This window comes from Haemophilus sp. THUN1690 (genome assembly GCF_059704375.1).
Genome location: NZ_AP046582.1, coordinates 990,895 through 1,013,785 on the forward strand (window position 1 = coordinate 990,895; position 22,891 = coordinate 1,013,785).

At 38.7% G+C, this 22,891-nt stretch carries 21 protein-coding genes; 6 read left to right on the plus strand and 15 right to left on the minus strand.

Annotated elements, in window-relative coordinates; genetic code table 11:
- Positions 1 to 25: 25 nt before the first annotated feature.
- The 6 genes from AC6H22_RS04610 to seqA all read right to left on the minus strand — a co-directional run bounded on the left by AC6H22_RS04610 (position 26) and on the right by seqA (position 8,285).
- Entirely contained in the window at positions 26 to 793 is a 768-nt protein-coding gene (locus tag AC6H22_RS04610) for a TSUP family transporter (protein WP_118817047.1), read from the minus strand.
- A gap of 17 nt (positions 794 to 810) precedes the next feature.
- The gene (mepA, locus tag AC6H22_RS04615) at positions 811 to 1,671 is read right to left on the minus strand and encodes a penicillin-insensitive murein endopeptidase (protein ID WP_118817048.1); all 861 of its coding nucleotides are present in this window, start codon (positions 1,669 to 1,671) and stop codon (positions 811 to 813) included.
- A gap of 198 nt (positions 1,672 to 1,869) precedes the next feature.
- Positions 1,870 to 2,943, minus strand: a complete 1,074-nt coding sequence (gene aroC, locus AC6H22_RS04620; RefSeq protein ID WP_046952968.1) for a chorismate synthase — start codon at positions 2,941 to 2,943, stop codon at positions 1,870 to 1,872.
- An 11-nt stretch (positions 2,944 to 2,954) separates the two neighbouring features.
- The gene (mscK, locus tag AC6H22_RS04625; RefSeq protein WP_118817049.1) at positions 2,955 to 6,293 is read right to left on the minus strand and encodes a mechanosensitive channel MscK; all 3,339 of its coding nucleotides are present in this window, start codon (positions 6,291 to 6,293) and stop codon (positions 2,955 to 2,957) included.
- Between the two features lie 16 nt (positions 6,294 to 6,309).
- Positions 6,310 to 7,671 (minus strand): o-succinylbenzoate--CoA ligase, encoded by a 1,362-nt coding sequence (gene menE, locus AC6H22_RS04630; RefSeq protein ID WP_118817241.1) that lies wholly within the window; start codon positions 7,669 to 7,671, stop codon positions 6,310 to 6,312.
- Between the two features lie 2 nt (positions 7,672 to 7,673).
- The gene (seqA, locus tag AC6H22_RS04635) at positions 7,674 to 8,285 is read right to left on the minus strand and encodes a replication initiation negative regulator SeqA (RefSeq protein WP_114892331.1); all 612 of its coding nucleotides are present in this window, start codon (positions 8,283 to 8,285) and stop codon (positions 7,674 to 7,676) included.
- Between the two features lie 69 nt (positions 8,286 to 8,354).
- Here seqA and AC6H22_RS04640 point away from each other — a divergent pair, with 69 nt between their 5' ends.
- The 3 genes from AC6H22_RS04640 to fur all read left to right on the plus strand — a co-directional run bounded on the left by AC6H22_RS04640 (position 8,355) and on the right by fur (position 10,233).
- Positions 8,355 to 9,137: an alpha/beta fold hydrolase gene (locus AC6H22_RS04640; RefSeq protein WP_046953454.1), complete on the plus strand. Its 783-nt coding sequence runs from the start codon at positions 8,355 to 8,357 to the stop codon at positions 9,135 to 9,137.
- A 98-nt stretch (positions 9,138 to 9,235) separates the two neighbouring features.
- Entirely contained in the window at positions 9,236 to 9,760 is a 525-nt protein-coding gene (fldA, locus tag AC6H22_RS04645) for a flavodoxin FldA (protein ID WP_005629135.1), read from the plus strand.
- 29 nt (positions 9,761 to 9,789) lie between these two features.
- Complete coding sequence (fur, locus tag AC6H22_RS04650; protein WP_114892332.1) at positions 9,790 to 10,233, plus strand: ferric iron uptake transcriptional regulator; 444 nt, start codon at positions 9,790 to 9,792, stop codon at positions 10,231 to 10,233.
- A 106-nt stretch (positions 10,234 to 10,339) separates the two neighbouring features.
- On the opposite strand, the gene gdhA is transcribed toward fur, so the two are convergent.
- The 5 genes from gdhA to AC6H22_RS04675 form a co-directional block, all read right to left on the minus strand.
- On the minus strand, positions 10,340 to 11,689 hold the full coding sequence (gene gdhA, locus AC6H22_RS04655; RefSeq protein WP_046953453.1) for an NADP-specific glutamate dehydrogenase: 1,350 nt from the start codon (positions 11,687 to 11,689) through the stop codon (positions 10,340 to 10,342).
- Between the two features lie 374 nt (positions 11,690 to 12,063).
- Complete coding sequence (tatC, locus tag AC6H22_RS04660; RefSeq protein ID WP_497515444.1) at positions 12,064 to 12,834, minus strand: twin-arginine translocase subunit TatC; 771 nt, start codon at positions 12,832 to 12,834, stop codon at positions 12,064 to 12,066.
- A gap of 9 nt (positions 12,835 to 12,843) precedes the next feature.
- Entirely contained in the window at positions 12,844 to 13,404 is a 561-nt protein-coding gene (tatB, locus tag AC6H22_RS04665) for a Sec-independent protein translocase protein TatB (RefSeq protein WP_046953451.1), read from the minus strand.
- A 3-nt stretch (positions 13,405 to 13,407) separates the two neighbouring features.
- Positions 13,408 to 13,635, minus strand: coding sequence for a twin-arginine translocase TatA/TatE family subunit (gene tatA, locus AC6H22_RS04670; protein WP_005629124.1), 228 nt, complete (start codon positions 13,633 to 13,635; stop codon positions 13,408 to 13,410).
- Positions 13,636 to 14,079: 444 nt separating this feature from the next.
- Complete coding sequence (locus AC6H22_RS04675; protein WP_007526955.1) at positions 14,080 to 14,487, minus strand: MerR family transcriptional regulator; 408 nt, start codon at positions 14,485 to 14,487, stop codon at positions 14,080 to 14,082.
- Between the two features lie 121 nt (positions 14,488 to 14,608).
- Between AC6H22_RS04675 and AC6H22_RS04680 the strand changes: the two genes are divergently transcribed.
- The gene (locus AC6H22_RS04680) at positions 14,609 to 15,745 is read left to right on the plus strand and encodes an S-(hydroxymethyl)glutathione dehydrogenase/class III alcohol dehydrogenase (RefSeq protein WP_118817050.1); all 1,137 of its coding nucleotides are present in this window, start codon (positions 14,609 to 14,611) and stop codon (positions 15,743 to 15,745) included.
- Positions 15,746 to 15,753: 8 nt separating this feature from the next.
- Complete coding sequence (gene fghA / locus AC6H22_RS04685) at positions 15,754 to 16,581, plus strand: S-formylglutathione hydrolase (RefSeq protein WP_046953450.1); 828 nt, start codon at positions 15,754 to 15,756, stop codon at positions 16,579 to 16,581.
- Positions 16,582 to 16,766: 185 nt separating this feature from the next.
- Here fghA and AC6H22_RS04690 read toward each other — a convergent pair whose 3' ends face one another.
- From AC6H22_RS04690 to AC6H22_RS04700, 3 genes are all read right to left on the minus strand, one after another.
- On the minus strand, positions 16,767 to 18,206 hold the full coding sequence (locus AC6H22_RS04690; protein WP_046953449.1) for an alanine/glycine:cation symporter family protein: 1,440 nt from the start codon (positions 18,204 to 18,206) through the stop codon (positions 16,767 to 16,769).
- 183 nt (positions 18,207 to 18,389) lie between these two features.
- A complete protein-coding gene (nagK, locus tag AC6H22_RS04695) occupies positions 18,390 to 19,304 on the minus strand; it encodes an N-acetylglucosamine kinase (RefSeq protein ID WP_046953448.1) in 915 nt (304 codons plus the stop codon).
- Between the two features lie 63 nt (positions 19,305 to 19,367).
- The gene (locus AC6H22_RS04700; protein WP_497515446.1) at positions 19,368 to 20,093 is read right to left on the minus strand and encodes a phosphatase PAP2 family protein; all 726 of its coding nucleotides are present in this window, start codon (positions 20,091 to 20,093) and stop codon (positions 19,368 to 19,370) included.
- Positions 20,094 to 20,162: 69 nt separating this feature from the next.
- Here AC6H22_RS04700 and ribA point away from each other — a divergent pair, with 69 nt between their 5' ends.
- Positions 20,163 to 20,813 (plus strand): GTP cyclohydrolase II, encoded by a 651-nt coding sequence (gene ribA, locus AC6H22_RS04705; protein WP_005629111.1) that lies wholly within the window; start codon positions 20,163 to 20,165, stop codon positions 20,811 to 20,813.
- Positions 20,814 to 21,085: 272 nt separating this feature from the next.
- On the opposite strand, the gene AC6H22_RS04710 is transcribed toward ribA, so the two are convergent.
- On the minus strand, positions 21,086 to 22,741 hold the full coding sequence (locus AC6H22_RS04710; RefSeq protein ID WP_005629106.1) for a putative transporter: 1,656 nt from the start codon (positions 22,739 to 22,741) through the stop codon (positions 21,086 to 21,088).
- Positions 22,742 to 22,891 lie beyond the last annotated feature (150 nt).

Genomic DNA, 22,891 nt, shown 5'->3' on the forward strand with positions numbered 1-22,891 from the left:
ACCGCACTTTTGCGCGCTTTCCGAATTAAAAATGAAACCAACCCTGATCGTAAACCATTTTGGCCGTCATCATAAAAGACATGATAACAACCATTGGTCGAATCAAGGTTTTACCTTTCGTCATCACCATTTTGGCGCCTAAATTTGCACCTAAAATGCTTCCTGCCATCATCACGAATCCCACTTTCCAAAGAATTTGCCCACCCAATAAGAAAAGCGTAAAAGAAGCAAGGTTCGAAGTAAAATTCATCACTTTTGCATGTGCTGTCGCTTTCGGGAGATTAAATCCTAGCAAAGTAACACAGGCTAAACTCATGATTGAACCAGTTCCTGGGCCAAAGAAGCCATCATAAAAACCTAAAAATGGGCTAATTAAAAGACCAAATAACAGATAACTTAATCGTTGTTTCCGATCTTCATCACCTAATTTAGGGGTAAATAAAAAATATAGACCAATGGCTAAAATCAAAAAAGGCAGAATTTTTTTGAAAATCGCCACATCAATTGATTGAATTAATAATGTACCTAGGGCAGAACCTAAGAAAACCCAAATCAAAATAAACCAAATATCGCGTAAATTGACCGCTCTTTTTCGCAAGAAATAAAGGCTTGCGGATAATGCGCCCCCCATAGCTTGCAATTTATTGGTACCTAACGCCATTGCAGGTGGCATACCTGTCATGAGCAACGCTGGAATAGTGATTAATCCACCACCGCCAGCAATTGCATCAATAAAGGATGCGACAAAACCAACACAAAACAATATTGCTAAAAGATCAATTCCGATATCCATATTGATTTACCTTAATGCTATTCTAACCATTCACTCCGATTCGGTGAGTTCAAAATTTGTTGGCACAAAAATGGTTCCGGTGGTGTAACTTTAGGTTTACTCACTGAAGTGCCTGGTTTTGGTGGTTCAAACCAAGAATATAATTCGTCTCCACAACCATCACCGGCAGGCACTGGTACTTGATTTTCACAATAAGGCGCATCTGCAGGGCAAGTTAAACGAACATGAAAATGAGAGTCGTGACCATACCAAGGACGAACTTTGTGTAGCCAACCTCGATCATTGCCAGCGGTTTGACATAATTTTACCTTAATCACAGGATTAACAAAAATACGCGTCACATTTGGATCTTGCGCGGCTAACTTGATTAACGTCGCATGATTGCCATTCCATACGCGTTCATCCACTCGTTGCGCCTTTCTATCCACAACTAATAAACCTTTACCATCAGAATTGAGCGCATCGGCGTCTGACATTTCGCCCATTCTTAACCAAATATCCGAATCTAATCCCATCTGATGGCTAGCATGACCCGTTAAAAACCGTCCACCACCCGGCATGGCAATATCGCCTACTAACATCGTTGGCAACCCAGCAGCTTTAGCGCGTTGTCCTAAACGTTCAAGATACTGAATCATATTTGGATGGCCATAATAGCGATTGCGATTCATACGAATCACTTGGTAACCTTCACCTTTTGGCGGTAATGCTTGTGCCCCTATAATACACCCATTGGTATAACTACCAATAGGTTTTGCTTTCCCATCGTCACTTGGAATAGGACGTTTCACTTTTTGCCAATCTAGAGGAGAGGCAACAACATTTATAGAGAAAAGTGCGGTAAAAATTATGGTTGTTTTTAATAAAATTTTATTCATTCTAAAGTTTTACCGTAGGTAAGTATACCCTAGGTTTTGCCGTGGGTAAGTATATCCTATGTCTTGCCGTGGGTAAGTATACCCACGGTTAGAAAAATAGTTCCCCTTTGGGGAACTTTACACCCACCCCAAAAGGGTAGTATCAAACTAACCTAGGGTATACCTACCCTAGGCACAGACTCCCATCTTATACTAAGATTATTTACACTGTGCCTTAAAACGTAATAGATGATCTAATAAGACAATCGCCATCATGGCTTCTGCGATGGGTACAGCACGAATACCCACACAAGGATCGTGACGACCTTTTGTTACAACTTCTACGGGTTCACCATTAAGATTGATTGAACGGCCAGGAATCGTAATACTTGAAGTCGGTTTTAGCGCAATAGTGGCGATAATCGGTTGACCAGAACTAATTCCGCCTAAAATGCCACCTGCATGATTGCTTGCAAATCCATCTGGTGTCATTTCATCACGATGTTCACTTCCACGTTGCTCAACCACAGCAAAACCATCACCAATTTCGACTCCTTTTACTGCATTAATTCCCATTAATGCATGAGCAAGATCCGCATCTAAACGGTCAAATACTGGCTCACCTAATCCTACTGGAACATTTTCAGCGATAACAGTAAGTTTAGCGCCAATAGAATCCCCTTCTTTTTTAAGTTCACGGATCAATTCATCGAATTTTTCTACCGCACTTTCATCAGGACAAAAGAATGGATTACTGTTTACCTTTTTCCAATCAATGTCTCCGATGGTTTGCGGCGCAATTTTCACATGGCCAATTTGACTTAAAAAACCGCGGACTTCAATACCAAAATGTTCGCGTAAATATTTTTTTGCAATCGCTCCCGCTGCAACTCGCATTGCTGTTTCACGCGCTGACGAACGCCCTCCACCACGGTAATCACGGATGCCATACTTTTGCTGATAGGTAAAATCCGCATGTCCTGGACGAAAACGATCTTTAATCTCTCCATAATCTTGCGAACGCTGATCACCATTTTTAATGATCATTCCAATACTTGTGCCTGTCGTTTTTCCCTCAAACACACCAGATAAAATTTGAACTTCATCATCCTCACGACGCGGCGTGGTATATCGTGATGTCCCAGGTTTACGACGATCTAAATCTGGTTGAATATCGTTCTCTGATAATTCAAGATTTGGCGGTACCCCATCAACGATACAGCCTAATGCAATACCATGTGACTCCCCAAAGGTTGTCACACGAAAAAGTTGTCCAATTGTGTTACCCGCCATATTATTTCTCTTTAATTAGTTTTAGTTAATTTTTCCATATTAATAAAAGGAATCTCTTCACCCGTGTCTTTATTTTTAATAAAAATATCCAATTGATTGAAAGCAATGTCTATATTATTTTCTTTAAACAATTGATTTACACGACGATTTAATAAATCAAGCGTATCATTACGATCTGAAACCTGTCCAACATAAACTCGTAACTCATGGTCTAAAGTGCTTGCACCAAAATTTAAAAACAACGCTCTTGGCTCAGGCTCTTTTAAAACACTTGGCAATTCATTAGCCGCTTGTAACAACAAACGTTTTACTAATTCTAAATCGGAGTTATAAGCAACTCCCACAGAGATGACTAAACGAGTAATGGTATTTGATAATGCCCAGTTGGTCACTTGCCCTGTTACAAACGATTTATTAGGTACAATCACTTCTTTTCTATCTGGATCAATCATCGTAATAGCACGAATACGGATTTTTGCTACCGTACCTGTGACACCGTTTATAGTAACGGTATCGCCCACTCGAATTGGGCGTTCAAACAATAAAATAATCCCAGATACAAAGTTTGCAAAGATTTCTTGCATACCAAAGCCCAAACCAACTGAAAGGGCAGCAAACAACCATTGCAATTTAGACCACGACATGCCTAATGTAGCAAATGCCCACGCACCACCAACCGCAACTAAAACATAGGTTAATAATGTAGTAATAGTATAAGGCGTGCCTTGTGAAAGTTTAACCCGTGAGAAAATTAATACTTCTAAAATACCTGAGATATTGCGCACTAACACATAAGTAATCCCTACAATTACCAAGGCAACGAGAAGATTAAATAAAGTGATACTTTCCATCACTGTGCCAGCTTCAGTAGTTGTTGTTTGCTGCCATAAGGTCACTTCACGCAAATAACTTGCCACCGTTACAAGATCTGACCAAACATAGTAGAAAATGCCAAACAAAGCAGTCCAAATGAAAAGATCTGCAAAACGCAATAATTGGCTACGCACTTCATTTAGCGCTAAACCTTCTTCTTTTTCATTAAGCACAAGCTCATCAGATGTTGATCCTTCATTGATGCTTGCTCGTTTCTGATTACGTTTTTCTTCTAAACGGCGATGAGCCAAGCGACGAGAAGATACAGTAATACCACGATAAATCACTTGACGAATCAACCACCACACACACCATGCGATATAAGAATTAATCAAATGCTGTATTAAATTCAACGCAGTGTAATAGTATCCCAACGCAACTAATATTACTAAGCCAACAGGAATAATCTGTAAACCAAATTGAACGATTTTGACAATAATATGGTTATGACTTTTTTTCTCATCTTCGTAAGAACGTAGCACATTTTTGAAACGTGGGGCGATGATAATAATGCAGAACAGCAATGAAACTATTGTATTCACCTGTCCAATCACATCATTTGCCAACCCATAATCAGTCACGTTACTAAATACTGATGTATTCAGTAATAAAACAACCGCTACAACAATACGTTTAATTACACTTTGAAAACGCACCGCACTTTGTTGAGAAAATTCAAAGTGACGAACAAAAATCCCATTCGGACGGAATAAAGAAAGCCAAAACGTGAAGAACCACCAATAGCCCGCCATACTAAACGACCAATCCCAAAACTCAGTTGGATTTTTCATAAAGAAGAAGCCAAGCATTTGACAAACTGCTAAGAACCATAAAGTTCCTGAAAGCGTTAAAAATACAGTAAGCAATAAAGCTTGTGGAGTATTCCACTGATTATCATATTTTAATCGGTTAATTTCGCCGTTAATTTTTGATAGGCGTTGTTTGATGCGATCTTTGAATTTAAAAATAGCGCCACCAACAACAAACAAGCCTAAGCAGTACATCAATAAGTAAGGCAAGTTACTATAATTTGTGGGTAAACCAATTTTTTTCACAATACCATCAACTTGCGCCATAAAGGCTCGAGGCAATTCAGCAAACCAATCTAAATTAATAGGATTATTGCTTTTAACCCAGAAACTTTGTTGCTCCAATTTTGATTGGATTTGATCACTGATTTGAGTAATTTGTTGCTGAGTAAGCTCTAAAGAAATGGCTAAATTAAGTTGATTATTCAATGACTTAATTAAGTCAGAAGCCATTTTACGACGTTCAGTTAATAAATTAACTAATTGTGTTTTTTCAACGTGAGTAAATTTCTCACCTTCATCTGATTCGACTTTGGCAATATAAGCATCTAAATCGTAAAGTTCATTACGTTTTTGAGTAATATCGAAAATTTGTACCCGTAAATCCGCAATTTGTTTTGATAAACCTTGAATATTTAAGTTAGTTGGTAATTTTTGTTTTTGTTGTTGAATAATACGAGAAAGCACCAACGTACCTTGTAATGCACTAATTTGCTCTTCGATCGTGTGTTGAGTTTGGGTTAGGCTATCAAACACATTACGCATTCTTAAATCATCTTGTGTCAAGATGTTCGTCTTTTCAGTTTGTTGCAACAAATATTGACTCAGCTCTGCATTACGCGCCAATTCTTTCTGAATATAAGCATTTTTCGCACTATTTTGTTGCTGTTGCTGAACTTGTTCTACTTGGTTTTGAGTTTGCGCCAAGTTTTTCTGATTGATCACTTCTTGGATCGCCACAATTTGTTGTTGTAGCAGTTGCAAACGAGCATTCAACAAATCATAACGGCTTTGATAAAGCAATGTCAGCTGATCGCTATTTTTCAATAAATCTTGGTTGTAAGCGTTTTTTAAATCAATCAACTGTAATTCTATTTGATTTTTTTGACGTAAAGTTTTTGTAAGATTGCTATCTGCTAATTGTTGATTAATTTCTTGTGTGCGTTTCAAATTCTCAGTAAGACTGGTTTGTGCACGCTCAGATACAGAACTTTGCCCCGCTAATTGAGTATTCGCTTTACTTAATGCTGTTTGGGTTTCCTGCTGTTGAGCATTAAGTTTACTTAATGTAGCCTGTAAATCCGCTAAATTTTGAGCTTGATAATCGACTGATTTAGATTGTTCTAACTGCTTCTTAAACGCCAATAAATCTGCATTATTTTTCTTAATTTCACTATCAGCATGGGCTAAAACATCATGTAAATCTTCATTATTTTTTTGTTGAGTTTGAATGAGCTGCAATAAATCCAAAGAGGTTTGCAATTCATTAATAAGTGCTGTTTTTACATCACCATCAGACATTTTTTGCGCATCAGCTAAATCTGCAGAGAGCTCTTGCTCCGTAGGTAATAATATATTGATTTTATTTGCAGCCAATGTTGGATACACAGTTGCCCAACCAATTAAAGCTGTCGCTAAAAGTGCGGTGAAAAAACGTGATGTTTTCATAATTTACCTGTATTTTTTATTGTTCGTTTATTTGTTTTGCTAACCAATCGGCAAGCACTTTACGTGATATTTTTATTGCGCCAGCAGATAAATCTACAGGCAATTCATAATAAGCTATTGGCTGTTTAAAGCGAGCCAATTTATCTTGTAAAAATTCAGTGAGTTTTTCGACCGCACTTTGATTAAAGGGTTCATTCAAAGCAACAATCGCAACTGGGCGATAGCCAAATTCATGATCGGCTTTGGGTAAAACAAAAACTTGTTTCACCATAGCATTTTTCAACATCACTTGCTCTATTTCTTCTGGCTGAATATTTTCACCGCCTGAAATAAACATATTATCAAGTCGTCCGATAATAACCAGTTCACCCTCTTGCAAAATGCCTTTATCTTTTGTCTGAAGCCAGCCGTCGCTATTCGTTAATGGAAAAATTTGTCGATCTTTCCAATACCCCATCGCCAAACCTGCGCCTTTTAACCAAACTTCATCATCCACCAAACGATATTCTCGACCTAATAAGGGTTGCCCTACGCCTTGTTTTTTATCAGATTGTTTGGCAAAAACCGTAGACGCCATTTCCGTCATTCCATAACCAGAATAAGTTTTAATGCCATATTTAACCATTTTTTGTGTAAGTTCTGACGGAATATGCGCACCGCCCAGTAAAATATGGCGCGTAGAAAATGAAATACTCGGATTTTCCTGTAAATAATCTAATAAACGCTGTAATTGTGTTGGCACAAGAGAAACGTGAGTCGCCTCCAATAATGAAGCGTAAAAATCCGTTTTCGGAAAATGCAATTCAGCGCCACAACTGAACCAACGCCAAACAATACCTTGACCTGAAACATGATATAACGGCAACGAAAGTAGCCAAGAATGTGCGCTATCGAACTTCATCAATTCGCATACTCCCTTCGCATTATCTAAATGCGCTTGAACATTATGCACTACCGCTTTTGGCAAACCTGTCGAGCCAGACGTGAGCGTCATTGTTGCAGGGCGAAAGAAATCGGCTTTTTGTATAGCAAAGTCAGCTTTTGGAAAAGCTCTCAAATCTTCATCACAAAAACAAAAATCGATATGATGAACATTACACAATTCTGTAATTTTTTCTTGAGGAAACGCTGGATTAATACCTAAAATTTTTGCACCCAGTTGGATTGTAGCAAGATATAAAAATAAAATGTTTTCTGTATTTTTTCCGACAAAAGCAACCGCACTTTCAGGATTTACACCTTTATTTTGTAAGAAAGAAACAGTTTGATTCACTTTCTCGGCTACTTGCGCCCAATTAAAAACATCGCCCTGTGCAGTGCGCAAGGCGATTTTATGAGAAAACTTAGGTTGGATAGCAAAGGCTTGCCAAGGATACATCATTAATTTACCGTGAAATATGCCCGCACTTCGTCAATTAAACTTTCAGGCAAATCCATTGATTGCATTGCGCCTTCCAACATCAGCATTTTACGGCCACTGTTTGTGTTAGTAATAACCCAATAAGGCGTATCTGGAATTTGTTTTGGTTTTGTATGATTGCCGGTCATTAACAATGTTGCTTCATCTCGAGCAAAATAAACTCGAGTGCGGCCTTGTAAAGATTCTGTAGCTTGTGCAAAACTCTCAGGATTAGTGCGATAAAGCACGCGCAGAATAGATAAAAAACGCGTAACAGCTTTGCCTTCTTCTTGAAATTCTGTTGAATTCAACAACGTTTGAACTTTTTCTACGATCTGATTAATTGCAGTTATCGGCTGTTTTTTGATCGGTTTTACACTTTCTGACTTAGTTGGTTCCGTCTGTACTTCCACTTTTGATTCTGTTTTTTCGTTATTTTCAGCCGGAGCAAATGTTAAGTCATCAGCGAAAACACTCGCATGTGCCGGTAAATTAAGCAAACGGCGTAAAATATCCGAAGCACTTTCCCCAATAGAGCGGGTTTGGCTCGCAATGTATTGGTATAATTCTTCATCAACTTCAATGATCTTCATTTTTTTCTCTCTGTTTGCTAGAATTTTTTTAATTATAGCGACTTCTTTACAAATTCTCACGCAAAAATTATGGCAAATTCATTGCTCAATTATCAATTTCATCAAGTAAAACAAACGATTAATTCTCCAACTTTAGTTTTTATTCACGGTTTATTCGGGGACATGAATAACCTTGGCATCATCGCCAGAGCTTTTAGCGAAAATTACAATATTTTACGCGTAGATCTGCGCAATCACGGCCATAGTTTTCATTCGGAAAAAATGGATTATCAACTTATGTCGGAAGACGTTATCGCAGTAATCCGCCACTTAAATTTATCCAAAGTGATATTAATTGGCCATTCCATGGGGGGAAAAACCGCCATGAAAATCACCGCACTTTGTCCAGAATTAGTCGAAAAATTAATTGTAATTGATATGTCTCCCCTGCCTTACGAAGGATTTGGACATAAAGATGTGTTTAATGGCTTGTTCGCTGTAAAAAATGCAGCCCCTCAAACTCGTCAAGAAGCCAAACCGCTCTTAGAAAAGGAAATTGGTGATCAGGATGTCGTTCAATTTATGCTGAAATCTTTTGAACCCAATTCACCTGATTATTTTCGCTTTAATCTCACCGCACTTTTCAACAATTACGCTAACATTATGGATTGGGAAAAGGTGCATGTACTCACGCCGACGTTGTTTATCAAAGGCGGAAATTCTTCTTATATAAAAATAGAGAATAGCGACAAAATTTTAGAACAATTTCCTCATGCGACGTCTTTTACTATTAGTGGTTGTGGGCATTGGGTACATGCTGAAAAACCTGAATTTGTTATACGTGCGATAGCGCGATTTGTAAATAAGAATTAATTAATTTAAATGAGAATACTTTTGTAGTATACTCCCACATAATTTAGGGTATATCCCCTATTTATAATCAATACGTTAAATTTTAAAAGGAAAGAAAAATGGCAGTTGTTGGTCTATTTTATGGCAGTGACACAGGCAATACCGAAAACATCGCGAAAATGATCCAAAAACAATTAGGTAATGACTTAATCGATATTCGTGACATTGCAAAAAGTAGCAAAGAAGATATTGAAGCATACGATTTCTTACTTTTCGGTATTCCGACTTGGTATTACGGCGAAGCACAAGCTGACTGGGATGATTTTTTCCCAACGTTAGAAGAAATCGATTTTACAGATAAACTCGTAGGTATTTTCGGCTGTGGCGATCAAGAAGACTATGCTGATTATTTCTGCGATGCTATCGGCACCGTGCGCGACATCGTAGAACCGCGCGGCGCAATCATTGTGGGTAACTGGCCAACTGAAGGTTATACTTTTGAAGCATCAAAAGCATTATTAGAAGATGGAACTTTCATTGGGTTGTGTATTGATGAAGATCGCCAACCTGAACTCACGGCAGAACGTGTAGAAAAATGGTGTAAACAAATTTACGATGAAATGTGTTTAGCCGAGCTCGCTTAGAATTTTTCACATAAAAGGAAGGGAACTTTATGTCTGAAGAAAACATTAAATTACTTAAAAAAGCTGGATTAAAAATCACTGAACCTCGTTTAACGATTCTTAGCTTAATGCAAGAACACAAACACGAACATTTCTCAGCAGAAGATGTGTACAAAATCCTACTTGAGCAAGGGAGTGAAATTGGCTTAGCGACCGTTTACAGAGTATTAAATCAATTTGACGAGGCTCATATTCTAATTCGTCACAATTTTGAAGGTAACAAATCTGTATTTGAGCTAGCTCCAACTGAACATCATGATCATATTATCTGCGAGGATTGCGGAAAAGTATTTGAATTCAGTGACAATATCATCGAACAACGTCAACGTGAAATTAGCCAACAATATGGTATTAAGTTAAAAGCACACAGTTTATATCTTTACGGTAAATGTAGTGATATCAATAAGTGCGATGAAAACAATTCAAATAAATAACATCACTAAGGCGACTCAATGTCGCCTTTCTTATATTCAAATTTTATCCGAAAAAATAACCGCTCTTTTTTAAAGTGCGGTTATTTTCTATTTGAAATTTTGAGGATTAATAAACACCTTGTGCCAGCATAGCATCAGCAACTTTGACAAAACCTGCTACGTTTGCGCCTACCACATAGTTGATATTTTCTTGCCCCTCAATCGTGCCGTATTTTTTACAGTTTGCGTGAATATCTAACATAATTCGATGCAATTTTGAATCTACTTCTTCTGCAGTCCAATACAAACGTTGTGAGCTTTGCGCCATTTCTAAACCTGAAGTCGCTACGCCACCAGCATTAGCCGCTTTACCAGGTCCAAATAATACACCTGCAGCCTGTAAGGCTTCTGTTGCTTCAATGGTAGTTGGCATATTGGCGCCTTCAGCGACCAATCTCACGCCATTTTTAATTAAAAGTTGAGCATCTGAAAGTTCTAATTCATTTTGAGTTGCACAAGGAAGCGCAATATCAACTTTCACTTCCCAAGGGCGTTTACCTTCAAAATATTGCAAACCAAATTGTTCTGCATAATCTTTCACGCGACCACGTTTTACATTTTTAATTTCTAAAAGTGCGGCTAATTTTTCAGTAGTAAATCCCTCCGCATCATAAACATAGCCTGATGAGTCAGAGCAAGTCACCACTTTTGCGCCAAACGATAATGCTTTTTCAATAGCATATTGCGCTACGTTACCAGAACCTGAAACCGATACGACTTTACCCGCAAAGCTATCGCCTTTTTCAGCCAACATGGCTTGAGCAAAATAAACTAATCCATATCCCGTTGCTTCTGGACGAATTAAACTACCACCAAAAGATAATCCACGCCCAGTAAAGACGCATGCTGCTTGGTTCGATAATTTTTTCATATAGCCCGCTAAATAACCAACTTCGCGCCCACCAACACCAATATCACCCGCAGGCACATCAGTATCCGCCCCGACATGGCGATAAAGTTCAGCCATCAATGCTTGGCAAAAACGCATGACTTCTGCATCTGATTTCCCTTTCGGATCAAAGTCCGAACCACCTTTTGCTCCGCCCATAGGCAATGTAGTTAAAGCATTTTTAAAAATTTGCTCAAAACCTAAAAATTTTAAAATAGATAAGTTTACTGATGGATGGAATCGCATACCGCCCTTAAATGGACCAATTGCACTATTAAATTGCACTCGGAATGCACGGTTAACTTGCACCTGACCATTGTCATCGATCCAAGCTACACGGAATTGAAATGCACGTTCAGGCTCGACTAAACGTTCTAATAATCCCTCTGAACGATATTTAGGATTCGCTTCTAAAAAGGGCCAAATAGAAGTAAATACTTCTCTCACCGCTTGTAAAAACTCAGGTTGATGACCATCACGTTGAGCGACTTTTGCTAAGAATGCATCTAAGGAAGCAACTGTTGACATAATGAATTTCCTTCTTTGTTGTTGATGTTGTGTGTATTGTGTTTTTTATTATGTTCGCCTCATAGGCTCGCAATGACAATATGCAATGAGCGATTTAACGTTGCAATAATTTTTATGAAGTAAATTTAAAGAAAAACAAAATGAAAAGAAATTATCTAAAAAACTACCTAATTTATTAAACAGAAAACAAAAATAAGGATAATAACGTAATAAAATGGTGGTGTTTTAGGTGAAAATACAAAACTTTTACTAAACTATAAATCACATTTATTCGTGAATAAACAATAGATATTGTTTTATGAAAAAACAACGCGAGGATGACATCAACACAATAAAAAAGGGGCTAAGCCCCATTTTATATATTAATCGATTCATTATTCTACTTTTTCTGATTCTTCATTGTTTTCAACCCCATTTTCATCATCTTTGGGTTGATAAAAACGAGCTACTAATAGGCCAAGCTCAAAGAGCAAGCACATCGGCACCGCGAGTAAAGTTTGTGAGAAAACATCAGGAGGTGTTAAAAGCATGCCGATAAAAAATGCCCCTACGATAATATAAGGACGTTTTTCGGACAGAGCCTTCACAGTCGTAACGCCAGTCCAGCAAAGTAGAATAATAGCTATCGGTACTTCAAAACACACACCAAACGCTAAAAATAATGCCAAAGCAAAATCTAAATAGCTGCTGATGTCTGTTGCAATAGCAACGCCTTCTGGTGCAGTTTGTGTAAAGAAACTAAATACAAACGGGAACACGACGTAATAAGCAAAAGACACGCCACAATAAAATAAAATCGTACTTGAAAATAGCAACGGATAAATCATCCGTTTTTCATGTTGGTACAATGCAGGCGCAACAAAAGCCCAAATTTGATAAAGCAAATAAGGGACAGAAATAAAAACAGCAACAATCGCTGTCAATTTAATTGGCGTAAAGAAAGGCGTTTGAATATTGGTTGCGATCATCGTCGCACCTTTTGGCATAACAGCCGTTAAAGGTGCAGCAACGAAATGATAAATATCATTAGAAAAATACACCAATGCGACAAAAACCAATACGACACAAATCACACAGCGTAATAAACGGTTTCTTAGCTCAACAAGGTGTGTAATTAAAGGTTGAGATTCATCCACATTACTCATAAAAACTCGCTATGATTCAGTTTTTGAAGATTGAGATTTTGGTGCTGGAGCGATGTCAATCTCATCCGGCGGATAATAATCAGATAAACGCTCAGTCAATTCTGCTTGCTCGTGGGCTTCAAGTGCGGTTAAATCTGCAGGTTTTTTTTCTACTTCAGGTAAAGTTTCTGTAGAATCCTCAGTTAATGCCACATTTTGAGGCTTTTCTGCATTTTCAGCCGCACTTTTAATTTCTTTAATTTGCTCTTCCACCGTTGTACCAGCTTGAGCCGCTTTATCTTCTAGCTCTGCTTTCATTTTATCTGCTTGAGCTTTTAATTCTTCCACCGTTTTACTCAATTCTGGTGAAAGGGTTTGCAAGTTCAAAGATTCAGCTTTTTTGATACTATCCTGTAATTCTTGCAATTTTAGTTCTTGTTTCAACTCATTTTGCACATTGGCAGCTAAACCACGAATCGTTTTCACCCAGCCCATCACTGTGCGAATAGCGATAGGCAAACGCTTCGGTCCTAGCACAACTAGGCCAACCACCATTAACAAAACAAGTTCTGAAAAACCAATATCAAACACGGATTAAGCCTGTTCTTTCTCTTTTGTGGTTTCAGTTTTTGCAGATGTTGCATTATTGTCAATAGACTTAAATTCAGCATCCTTTGCTTTTTCATCATCTTGCATTGCTTTCTTAAAGCCTTTCACAGCAGCGCCAAGATCTGAACCCGCATTTCTTAATTTTTTCGTACCGAAAACCAATAAAATGACCACTAATAAGATAATCATTTGAGCAGGGGATAAACCAAACATAATAAACTCCGTTCTGTAAAAAAGAAAAAATTTGGGTCGGAATATACCCTTTTTACCCACGTAGAACAATAGCTATCGCGGATTATTTTTATGTTATTCTGATCTTAATCATAAAACTCAATTTTTAACTTGTTTATGTAATAAAAAAGTTAAAAAATTTATCTATATGCCAAAATGAGATAAACAATCTACAGATTTTCTATAGCTAAATTTAACAAATTCGTTATGTTGGAAAAGATGGATATAGGTAACTATGAAATTATTGTAAGTATAACTAGTGCAATCTATTTGATGGATAGGTAACTATTCCAATATAGTAACATAAGCCATCGCTTAGAGCAGATTACTACTTTATCTTCAATATCAAAGCATTCGGCGTGATAACGGTAAGACAATCTTAAAAAGCGGTTTATTTTTAGCTAAATTTTGACCACTTTTCCCCTTTTAGGTCGTTTCAGGAATCTGCGGCAAATTTACGGCTTCCACCGAGCCTAATGCTTTGGCTTTTTGATAAAATGCTAACTTGTATTCCAGTAAGTTTAAATAGCGTTTTAATTCAGCAATCTGGCACTTCACATTTTCTGTTTGGCTTTCAAATAATGCAAGGCGTTCGTCAATGGTATCGTCGCCAATGGTGGTACATTCAGCGAAGCGTTTGATGTCTTTTAAGCTCATTCCTGTATTTTTCAAGCATTGTAATAAACTCAACCATTGCAAGTCGTTATCTGTAAAACGGCGATTGCCGTGTTCATCGCGTCCAACGTTAGGCAATAAGCCCTCTTTGTCGTAAAAGCGTAAGGTGTGGGCGGAGATACCGATTTTTTCGGCAGCTTTAGCGGTGGTGTAAGTCATTTCCCTTTCTTCCCAATAAAAAATTGCAAAAAACGCTTGCCTTAGAGTGAGCTCTAAAGTGTAAACTGTTGCTATCTTGCTTAGGCAAGGCAACTTTGTCAATGAATTAAGAGGAAGAACAATGGAAATTAAACAAATCAATTCAACAATCAAATCTCGTGCGGCGGTAGCATTCGCCCCAAATCACCCCTTACAAATTGTAGAAATCGACGTAGAAATGCCACGCAAAGGCGAGGTGCTAATCCGTAACACTCACACTGGCGTGTGCCATACTGATGCATTTACGTTATCAGGAAGCGATCCTGAAGGCGTATTCCCAGTAGTGCTTGGGCACGAAGGTGCCGGTGTAGTTGTCGCCGTGGGCGAAGGTGTGTTAAGCGTAAAACCAGGTGATCACGTTATTCCGCTTTACACCGCAGAATGTAGCGAATGTGAGTTTTGTCGTTCAGGTAAAACTAACTTGTGCGTCTCAGTGCGTGATACACAAGGTAAAGGCTTAATGCCAGATGGCACGACACGTTTTTCTTATCAAGGTCAGCCTATCTATCACTATATGGGCTGTTCAACCTTCAGTGAATATTCTGTTGTTGCAGAAGTGTCACTGGCAAAAATCAATCCAGAAGCGAACCACGAACAAGTATGTTTACTCGGCTGTGGTGTTACCACAGGTATTGGTGCGGTACATAACACAGCAAAAGTACAAGAAGGCGACTCTGTTGCCGTGTTTGGCTTAGGGGCAATTGGTTTAGCTGTGGTGCAAGGTGCACGTCAAGCCAAAGCGGGTCGTATTATCGCCATTGATACTAATCCTGCAAAATTCGAGTTGGCAAAACAGTTTGGTGCAACGGATTGTTTGAACCCGAACGATTACGATAAACCGATCAAAGATGTGTTGTTAGACATCAACAAGTGGGGCATTGACCACACCTTTGAATGTATCGGTAACGTAAACGTAATGCGTCAAGCATTAGAAAGTGCACACCGTGGTTGGGGACAATCCATTATCATCGGCGTAGCGGGTGCAGGACAAGAAATTTCAACGCGTCCGTTCCAGTTGGTCACAGGTCGTGTTTGGAAAGGCTCCGCATTTGGTGGCGTGAAAGGCCGCTCTGAACTGCCGAAAATGGTGGAAGATTCAATGAAAGGTGACATCCAGTTAGAACCGTTTGTGACTCACACAATGACACTCGATCAAATCAATGAAGCCTTTGAGTTAATGCACGAAGGTAAATCGATCCGCACGGTTATTCATTACTAAGGTACGCTATGAAACTTATTGAACAACATCAAATTTTTGGCGGTTTGCAGCAAGTTTGGGCACATGATGCCCAAACGCTTCAATGCGAAATGAAATTTGCCGTCTATTTGCCAAATAATCCGGAAAATCGACCGCTTGGTGTGATTTATTGGCTTTCCGGCTTGACTTGTACGGAACAAAATTTCATTACTAAATCAGGCTTTCAGCGTTATGCAGCAGAACATCAAGTGATTGTGGTTGCCCCTGATACCAGCCCTCGCGGAGAGCAAGTGCCGAACGATGCAGCTTACGATTTAGGGCAAGGTGCGGGCTTTTATCTTAATGCGACCGAGCAACCTTGGGCGACGAATTATCAAATGTATGATTATATTTTGAATGAATTGCCTGATCTGATTGAAGCAAATTTCCCTACCAACGGCAAATGTTCCATTATGGGACATTCAATGGGCGGACACGGTGCATTGGTATTAGCACTACGAAACCAAGAACGTTATCAAAGTGTTTCTGCCTTTTCGCCTATTTTATCGCCAAGCCTCGTGCCTTGGGGAGAAAAATCCTTTACTGCTTATTTAGGGGAAGATCGTGAAAAATGGCAGCAATATGATGCCAGTTCGCTCATTCAACAAGGCTGTAAAGTGCAAGGCATGCGCATTGATCAGGGCTTGGAAGATGAATTTTTGCCAACACAATTGCGTACCGAAGATTTTATTGAAACCTGTCGTGCGGCAAATCAACCGGCCGATGTGCGCTTCCACAAAGGCTACGATCATAGCTATTACTTCATCGCCAGTTTTATTGATGAGCATATTGCCTATCATGCGGCATTTTTGAAGTAAGCCAAAGAGTGGACAATTTTCAAAGCTGTTTGGGATAGCCGGCACGAGGGCGGTAAAGATGTGCCGGCAAAAGTTTATTCCGTCTGAACTAGAAGAACCAAGCCTGAAACAATATCAAAACATTTCTTTAAATAAGAATCTAACTTTTTGGAAAGGTAGATGATCTCTTTCTAGCCATTTTATCTTTATTTCCAAATACGGGAATCAAATATTTTCTTACGTAATTCAGGGTGTTCGTCAATTTTAAACTCTGGCGTTTTTCCTTCTTTAAGCTGGCGTTGATAATCCTTCATCAATTTCCATACGATTGGCGACAACATCAAAATTGCGATCAAGTTAATAATTGCCATGACTGCCATTACCGTATCTGCGAAATTCCACACTACATTGCCTGAACGAACCGAACCAAAATACACGAAGAATAGCACCATTAAACGGAACAAAAATACAAACCAAGGTTTATTCTTGATAAAACGGATATTACTTTCCGCATAAGCATAGTTACCAATAATAGAAGAATAAGCAAATAACAATAAGATAAACGCTAGGAAATGCACCCCAAATTCACCTATGTGATATTGCAAGGCATTTTGCGTAAGTGAAATACTTTTTAGCGTTTCGCTACCATAATTATTTGAAAGCAAAATAATCACGGCAGTACAAGAACAAACAATCATGGTATCAACAAACACACCCAACATCTGTACTAAGCCTTGACTAACAGGATGTTTAACATGAGCAGCAGCCGCTGCATTAGGCGCAGAACCCATCCCAGCCTCGTTAGAGAATAATCCGCGTTTAATTCCCATCATCATTGCTTTTGATACCAGCGCACCAAACATTCCGCCAGCGGCAGCGTCAACACTAAATGCACTTTGAATGATACGATGAATCACAGAAGGAATCATATCAATATGCATGCCAAGAATAATCACAGCCATAATCAAATAGAAAAGCGCCATCATTGGCACAAGACTACTCGAAATAACCGCAATACGCTTAACACCACCGAAAATAATAAGTGCGGTCAAAATTACTAATGAAATACCGACATATTCTCCTTTCCAATTCCACGCATTGCTCGTTGCTTCCACAATGGAGTTCGCTTGTACAGAATTAAAGGCAAAACCAAATGTAAAAATTAATGCAAGCGCAAAAGCCACTGCCATACAGCGTGATTTTAAACCTTGCACAATATAATAAGCGGGGCCACCACGGAATGAGCCATCTTTATCTTGAATTTTAAATAATTGAGCAAGAGTGGATTCAGCGAAAGCACTCGACATACCAATAAATGCCGTTACCCACATCCAAAACACTGCGCCTTCGCCTCCTAAGGCGATTGCCGTTGCAACCCCACCAATGTTACCTACACCAACGCGGCTCGCAAGACCTGTCGTAAACGCTTGGAAAGGTGTTAACGAACTCCCCTCCACCGCACGACCAAACCACATTTCACGAAGGCTTGCTGGGAATAAACGGAACTGTACAAATCCTGTTGTAATGGTAAAAAATAGACCCGTCCCAAGCAAAATAATAATTGTGGCATCCCATAAAGGTCCATCAAGGTGTGCGACTATCCAAGTTAGCACTTCTTCTAACATTTTTGAAAATTCAAATTCCATAATCATCCCTCAAGCGATAAATAATTTGATTGTATGGGTTTTCAATGAAAAGGCGAGATTTTTTAATAATTTCTCTAAAGAAAAGAAATACAAAGAAGAAAAAATCTAATAAATTTAGAATATTCTAAATATTTTTCAAAATAAAGGGCGTATTATTTAAACACGCCCCACTAGTTTGCTGAATTATTTGGTTAAAAACAACGCTGCCGCACCACGCACACCACCGGAATCGCCATGTTTCGCTTTTTTAATTGGCGGAACTTTTGCTGTCCGCATCAAATGAGGCGGGAGTGCTTTTGGTAAAGCCTCATAAAGGTAATCAAAATTAGATAATCCACCACCTAACACAATCATATGAGGATCAAATGCCGTAATAATATTGCCAATAGAAATCGCCGCTAATTCAACAAAAAGATTCACAAAATCTACCGCACTTTCATAGCCTTGATAGAACAAATCAATAATTTCACGAGCGGATAATGTTTCGCCTTTCAAATCTCGATAAAGCATTTCAAAACCGCGACCTGACAGATAATTATCCAAACAAGCCTTGTTGCCACAACCACATTGATAAATTGGGGCTTTATCCCATCCCAATAATTTCAAGGCATGATAATTTAGTTGTAAATGACCAAGCTCTCCCGCCATTCCTACTTGACCTGAATGAACTTTACCGTTTAAGACAAAGCCACCACCAAAACCAGTCCCAAGAATTAAACCAAGTACAGTCGGATATTGCTGATTTTCCGTATCCCACGCTTCAGATAACGCAAAACAATTTGCGTCATTTTCAGCCCGCACTTCTCGGCCTAAACGCGCAGACAGATCGCGTAAAATTGGTTTATTATCTGCCACACGAATATTGGTAATTTCGGCTAATCCAGTTTGTTGATTAACAAAACCAGGTACGCCCAAACCTACGGTGCCCACTTCACCAAACTTTTCATCAGCACGATTCACTAAATCTACAATCGTGTTAAGCCATTCTTCATAGTCGTTTTTAGGTGTTGGCACCCGTTCAGAATATAATTTTTCTAATTTTTCATTGAATACGGCAAGCTCTATTTTCGTGCCACCAATATCTAAACCATAATACATAATCTACTCCCTTATAAAGAAGTGCGGTTAAAATTAGCCAAAATTTTAACCGCACTTAAATCATTATTTTATGACGAAGATCGCCTTTTTCTTCAAAAAGGCAAAAATAATGCTATTAATCAACCATGCCAGTAATGTCGCTACCAATAAATCAATTGGGTAATGCATGCCTAATCGCACACGGCTAATCAACATCAACAAGCCCCACGCCGCAATACCCACCACCAGCAATTTTGCTTTAAAAGAACGGTTACCCAATAATTGGGTAAAGCCAACAGCAAGCATAAGCCAAGTTGCCGCAAAAATTGTATGTCCAGAGGGGAATGAATACCCCGTTTCATTTTCATAATGATGAACTAACCAAGCTGGTGTGATGGCATCCATCGCATAAAAATCCTTAGCTATTTCAGCACGCAAAGTGCGGTCATTTTTATAAAAGTTTTCAGGCGTTGAATGAGTTTGCTCAGCCAGATAAACGGTGAATGGACGAGGTTCTTCAAATAATGCTTTAGCCCCTATTTTTGCGGCTTGAGTTGCAATAACTGAAATCCCCATCACAATTACGCCTAATAGCCATTGTTTTGGATTTTTAAATAAAAACGCGAACAAAAATGTAAACAACACACAGGTGATCAACGCATAAGGTACGCTACCCGTTTCAGTGAGCAAATAAAGCCAATAATCAGCTTCAGTTAATTGGCTATTGCCATGCCACTGATAGGAAATACCCCAAATAAAAAATGGTACAAGACAAAGTAATAACGTATATAATGACAGTCTTTTAAACATGCTCGCCCCTTGATAATAAAAAATAACGCGCGCATTCTAACAGAAATGACTACGAATAAGGATCACTTTATGGCAAAAATTCAGCTAGTTGCCCAAGCTAATTTACCTACTGAATACGGCATTTTTAAAATGGTGGGATTTGAATTTCCAGATACAAAAAAAGAACATGTAGCCTTAGTGATGGGTGATATTTCTAATGCAGATGAACCTGTGTTAGCACGTATCCATTCTGAATGTTTAACTGGCGATGCACTTCACAGCTTAAAATGCGATTGTGGGTTCCAACTGGCGACAGCATTGAAACAAATTCAAGAAGAAGGACGTGGCGTCTTAATTTATCATCGTGAAGAAGGCCGCGGAATTGGTTTGATTAATAAAATCCGTGCGTATTCTTTACAAGATAAGGGAATGGATACCATTGAAGCCAATCTTGCTTTAGGTTTCAAAGCAGATGAACGTAACTTTGAGGTCTGTGCCGATATGTTCGAGCTACTTGGTGTCAAAAAAGTTCGCTTGATGACCAACAATCCAGAAAAAGTAGAAACCATGAAAAAAGCAGGTATCAATGTGGTTGAGAGAGTTCCGCTTAATGTTGGCGAAAACCGCTACAACACAAAATATCTTGATACTAAAGCGAAAAAAATGGGGCATTACATTGTGCATAACAATGATGAACAACATTTAATGACTTGCCCACATTGCCAGGAAGAGATTATTTGATACTTCTTAATATATAAAAAATTAACTGAAACTAACCTTCCAGATTGATATAACCTTTAGAAGTCTCAATTAAGGATTTTTATTTAGAACTTTCTAGTAACTAAAAGATACGATCCATTAATACATATTAAGATAAAAAGAATAAATCTTATGTATTAAATGGATCATATTCTTAACTAAGAATGAACCTAAAGTTAATTATAAAAATAAACGCTAACGTTATTTATATGAATTATTCTTGCATTCAGTATTTTCTATTAAATAAAAACCATCTACGCGGCCCACAATAACACAGCCAATAACTGTGGCGACATTATCCGCAAGAACATCACCAATGGATACACTGTTGCATAAGAAAGTGCTGCAGCACCATTATCTTCTTTAATTTCATTAGCAAATGCTAAAGCTGGAGGATCTGTCATTGAACCGGCAAGTAAACCACATATTGTAAGGTAATTCAGTTTACCATATAGACGAGCCAAAATACCGGTAATCATTAATGGAATAAAGGTGATAAAAATACCGTATCCCATCCATTCAAGGCCTGAGCCATTCAACAAGGTATCAAAGAAACTTCCACCTGATTTTAAACCTACCACAGCCAAGAAAAGAACAATCCCTATTTCGCGCAATGCCAAGTTAGCACTAGGTGGCATAAACCAGTAAAGTTTACCAATCGTGCCAATTCTCGCTAAAATCAACGCAACCACTAATGGTCCACCAGCAAGCCCTAATTTTAACGCAACAGGGAAACCTGGAATATAGAATGGAATCGAGCCGACAAGCACACCTAAACCAATACCGATAAACACTGGTAACATCTGTACTTGAAGTAATTTTTGTTGTGCATTACCAATTACGGAAATCGCTTTGTTTAGCACATCGGTATGCCCCACCATATGAAGTACGTCACCAAATTGCAAGGTCGTATTCGCAGTTGGCACTAATTCAATACCCGCACGATTCAAGCGCGAAATCACTACGCCATATTTTTGATGAATACCCAACGTGCGGATCTTTTTACCTAAGACTTTTTCATTAGTAACCACTACTCGTTCGGCACGAATCTCCCCACTATAAGAGGATGTTGGCGCATCTACCTCATGACCAATAATCAAGCGCATTTTTGAAAGCGCAGCATCATCTCCCACTAATTGCAAAATATCATTGGCACGAATTTCTGTGCTAGCCTTTGGAACAATTTCCATATCCTCGCGTTTCAGGCGAGAGCAAACCACTTCCTCATCACTAAATCCAGGCACTTCAATCAGCGTTAAACCATCTAAATTTTGGTTGGTCACTTTCACAGAAATGCTATGCAAACTTTCTTTTTCTTGACCGCTCTCTGCATTAAAACGAGCGGCTTCATCGTCCACTTTGACTTTAAAAAATAAGCGGATCAACCACATTGCAAGCAAAATACCACAAATCCCGAATGGATAAGCCATCGCATAAGACATCCCCATTGTCACTGTAGTTTGTTGCACGCCAAGTTCAGTCAAAATTTGCTGACCAGCACCAAGGGCTGGCGTATTAGTTACCGCCCCTGCGTAAATACCAAGAGCGATATCTAACGGAACATCCGCGACCTTATGCACAATAACCGCAGCAACAGAACCTAGTACAACGATTAAAATGGCAAAAGCATTCAGTTTTAAACCTGATTTTCTTAAAGATGCAAAAAAGCCAGGCCCAACTTGAATCCCAATCGTATAAACGAACAGAATCAAGCCAAATTCCTGCACAAAATGCAACGTACGCGCATCTAGTTGCAAACCATATTGATTGGTGAAATGAGCCACAATGATGCCGCCAAACAGCACACCACCAATGCCAAGCCCAACCCCACGGATCTTCCAATGCCCGATCCATAAACCGATTACGGCAACAAGGGCAAGAAGACTAATCGTGATTGCAATATCACTCATATTGACCCCTTAAAAATGAAATTTAACTCCTTCGGATTATATCCAAGTTGTTTTTTGAAAACCTTAATCAAACTCAAAAAATGATACGTTCGTCACATTTTTTCTTGCGAAATTGAGCATAGACTCTACAATACCGAAAATTTTTGACCC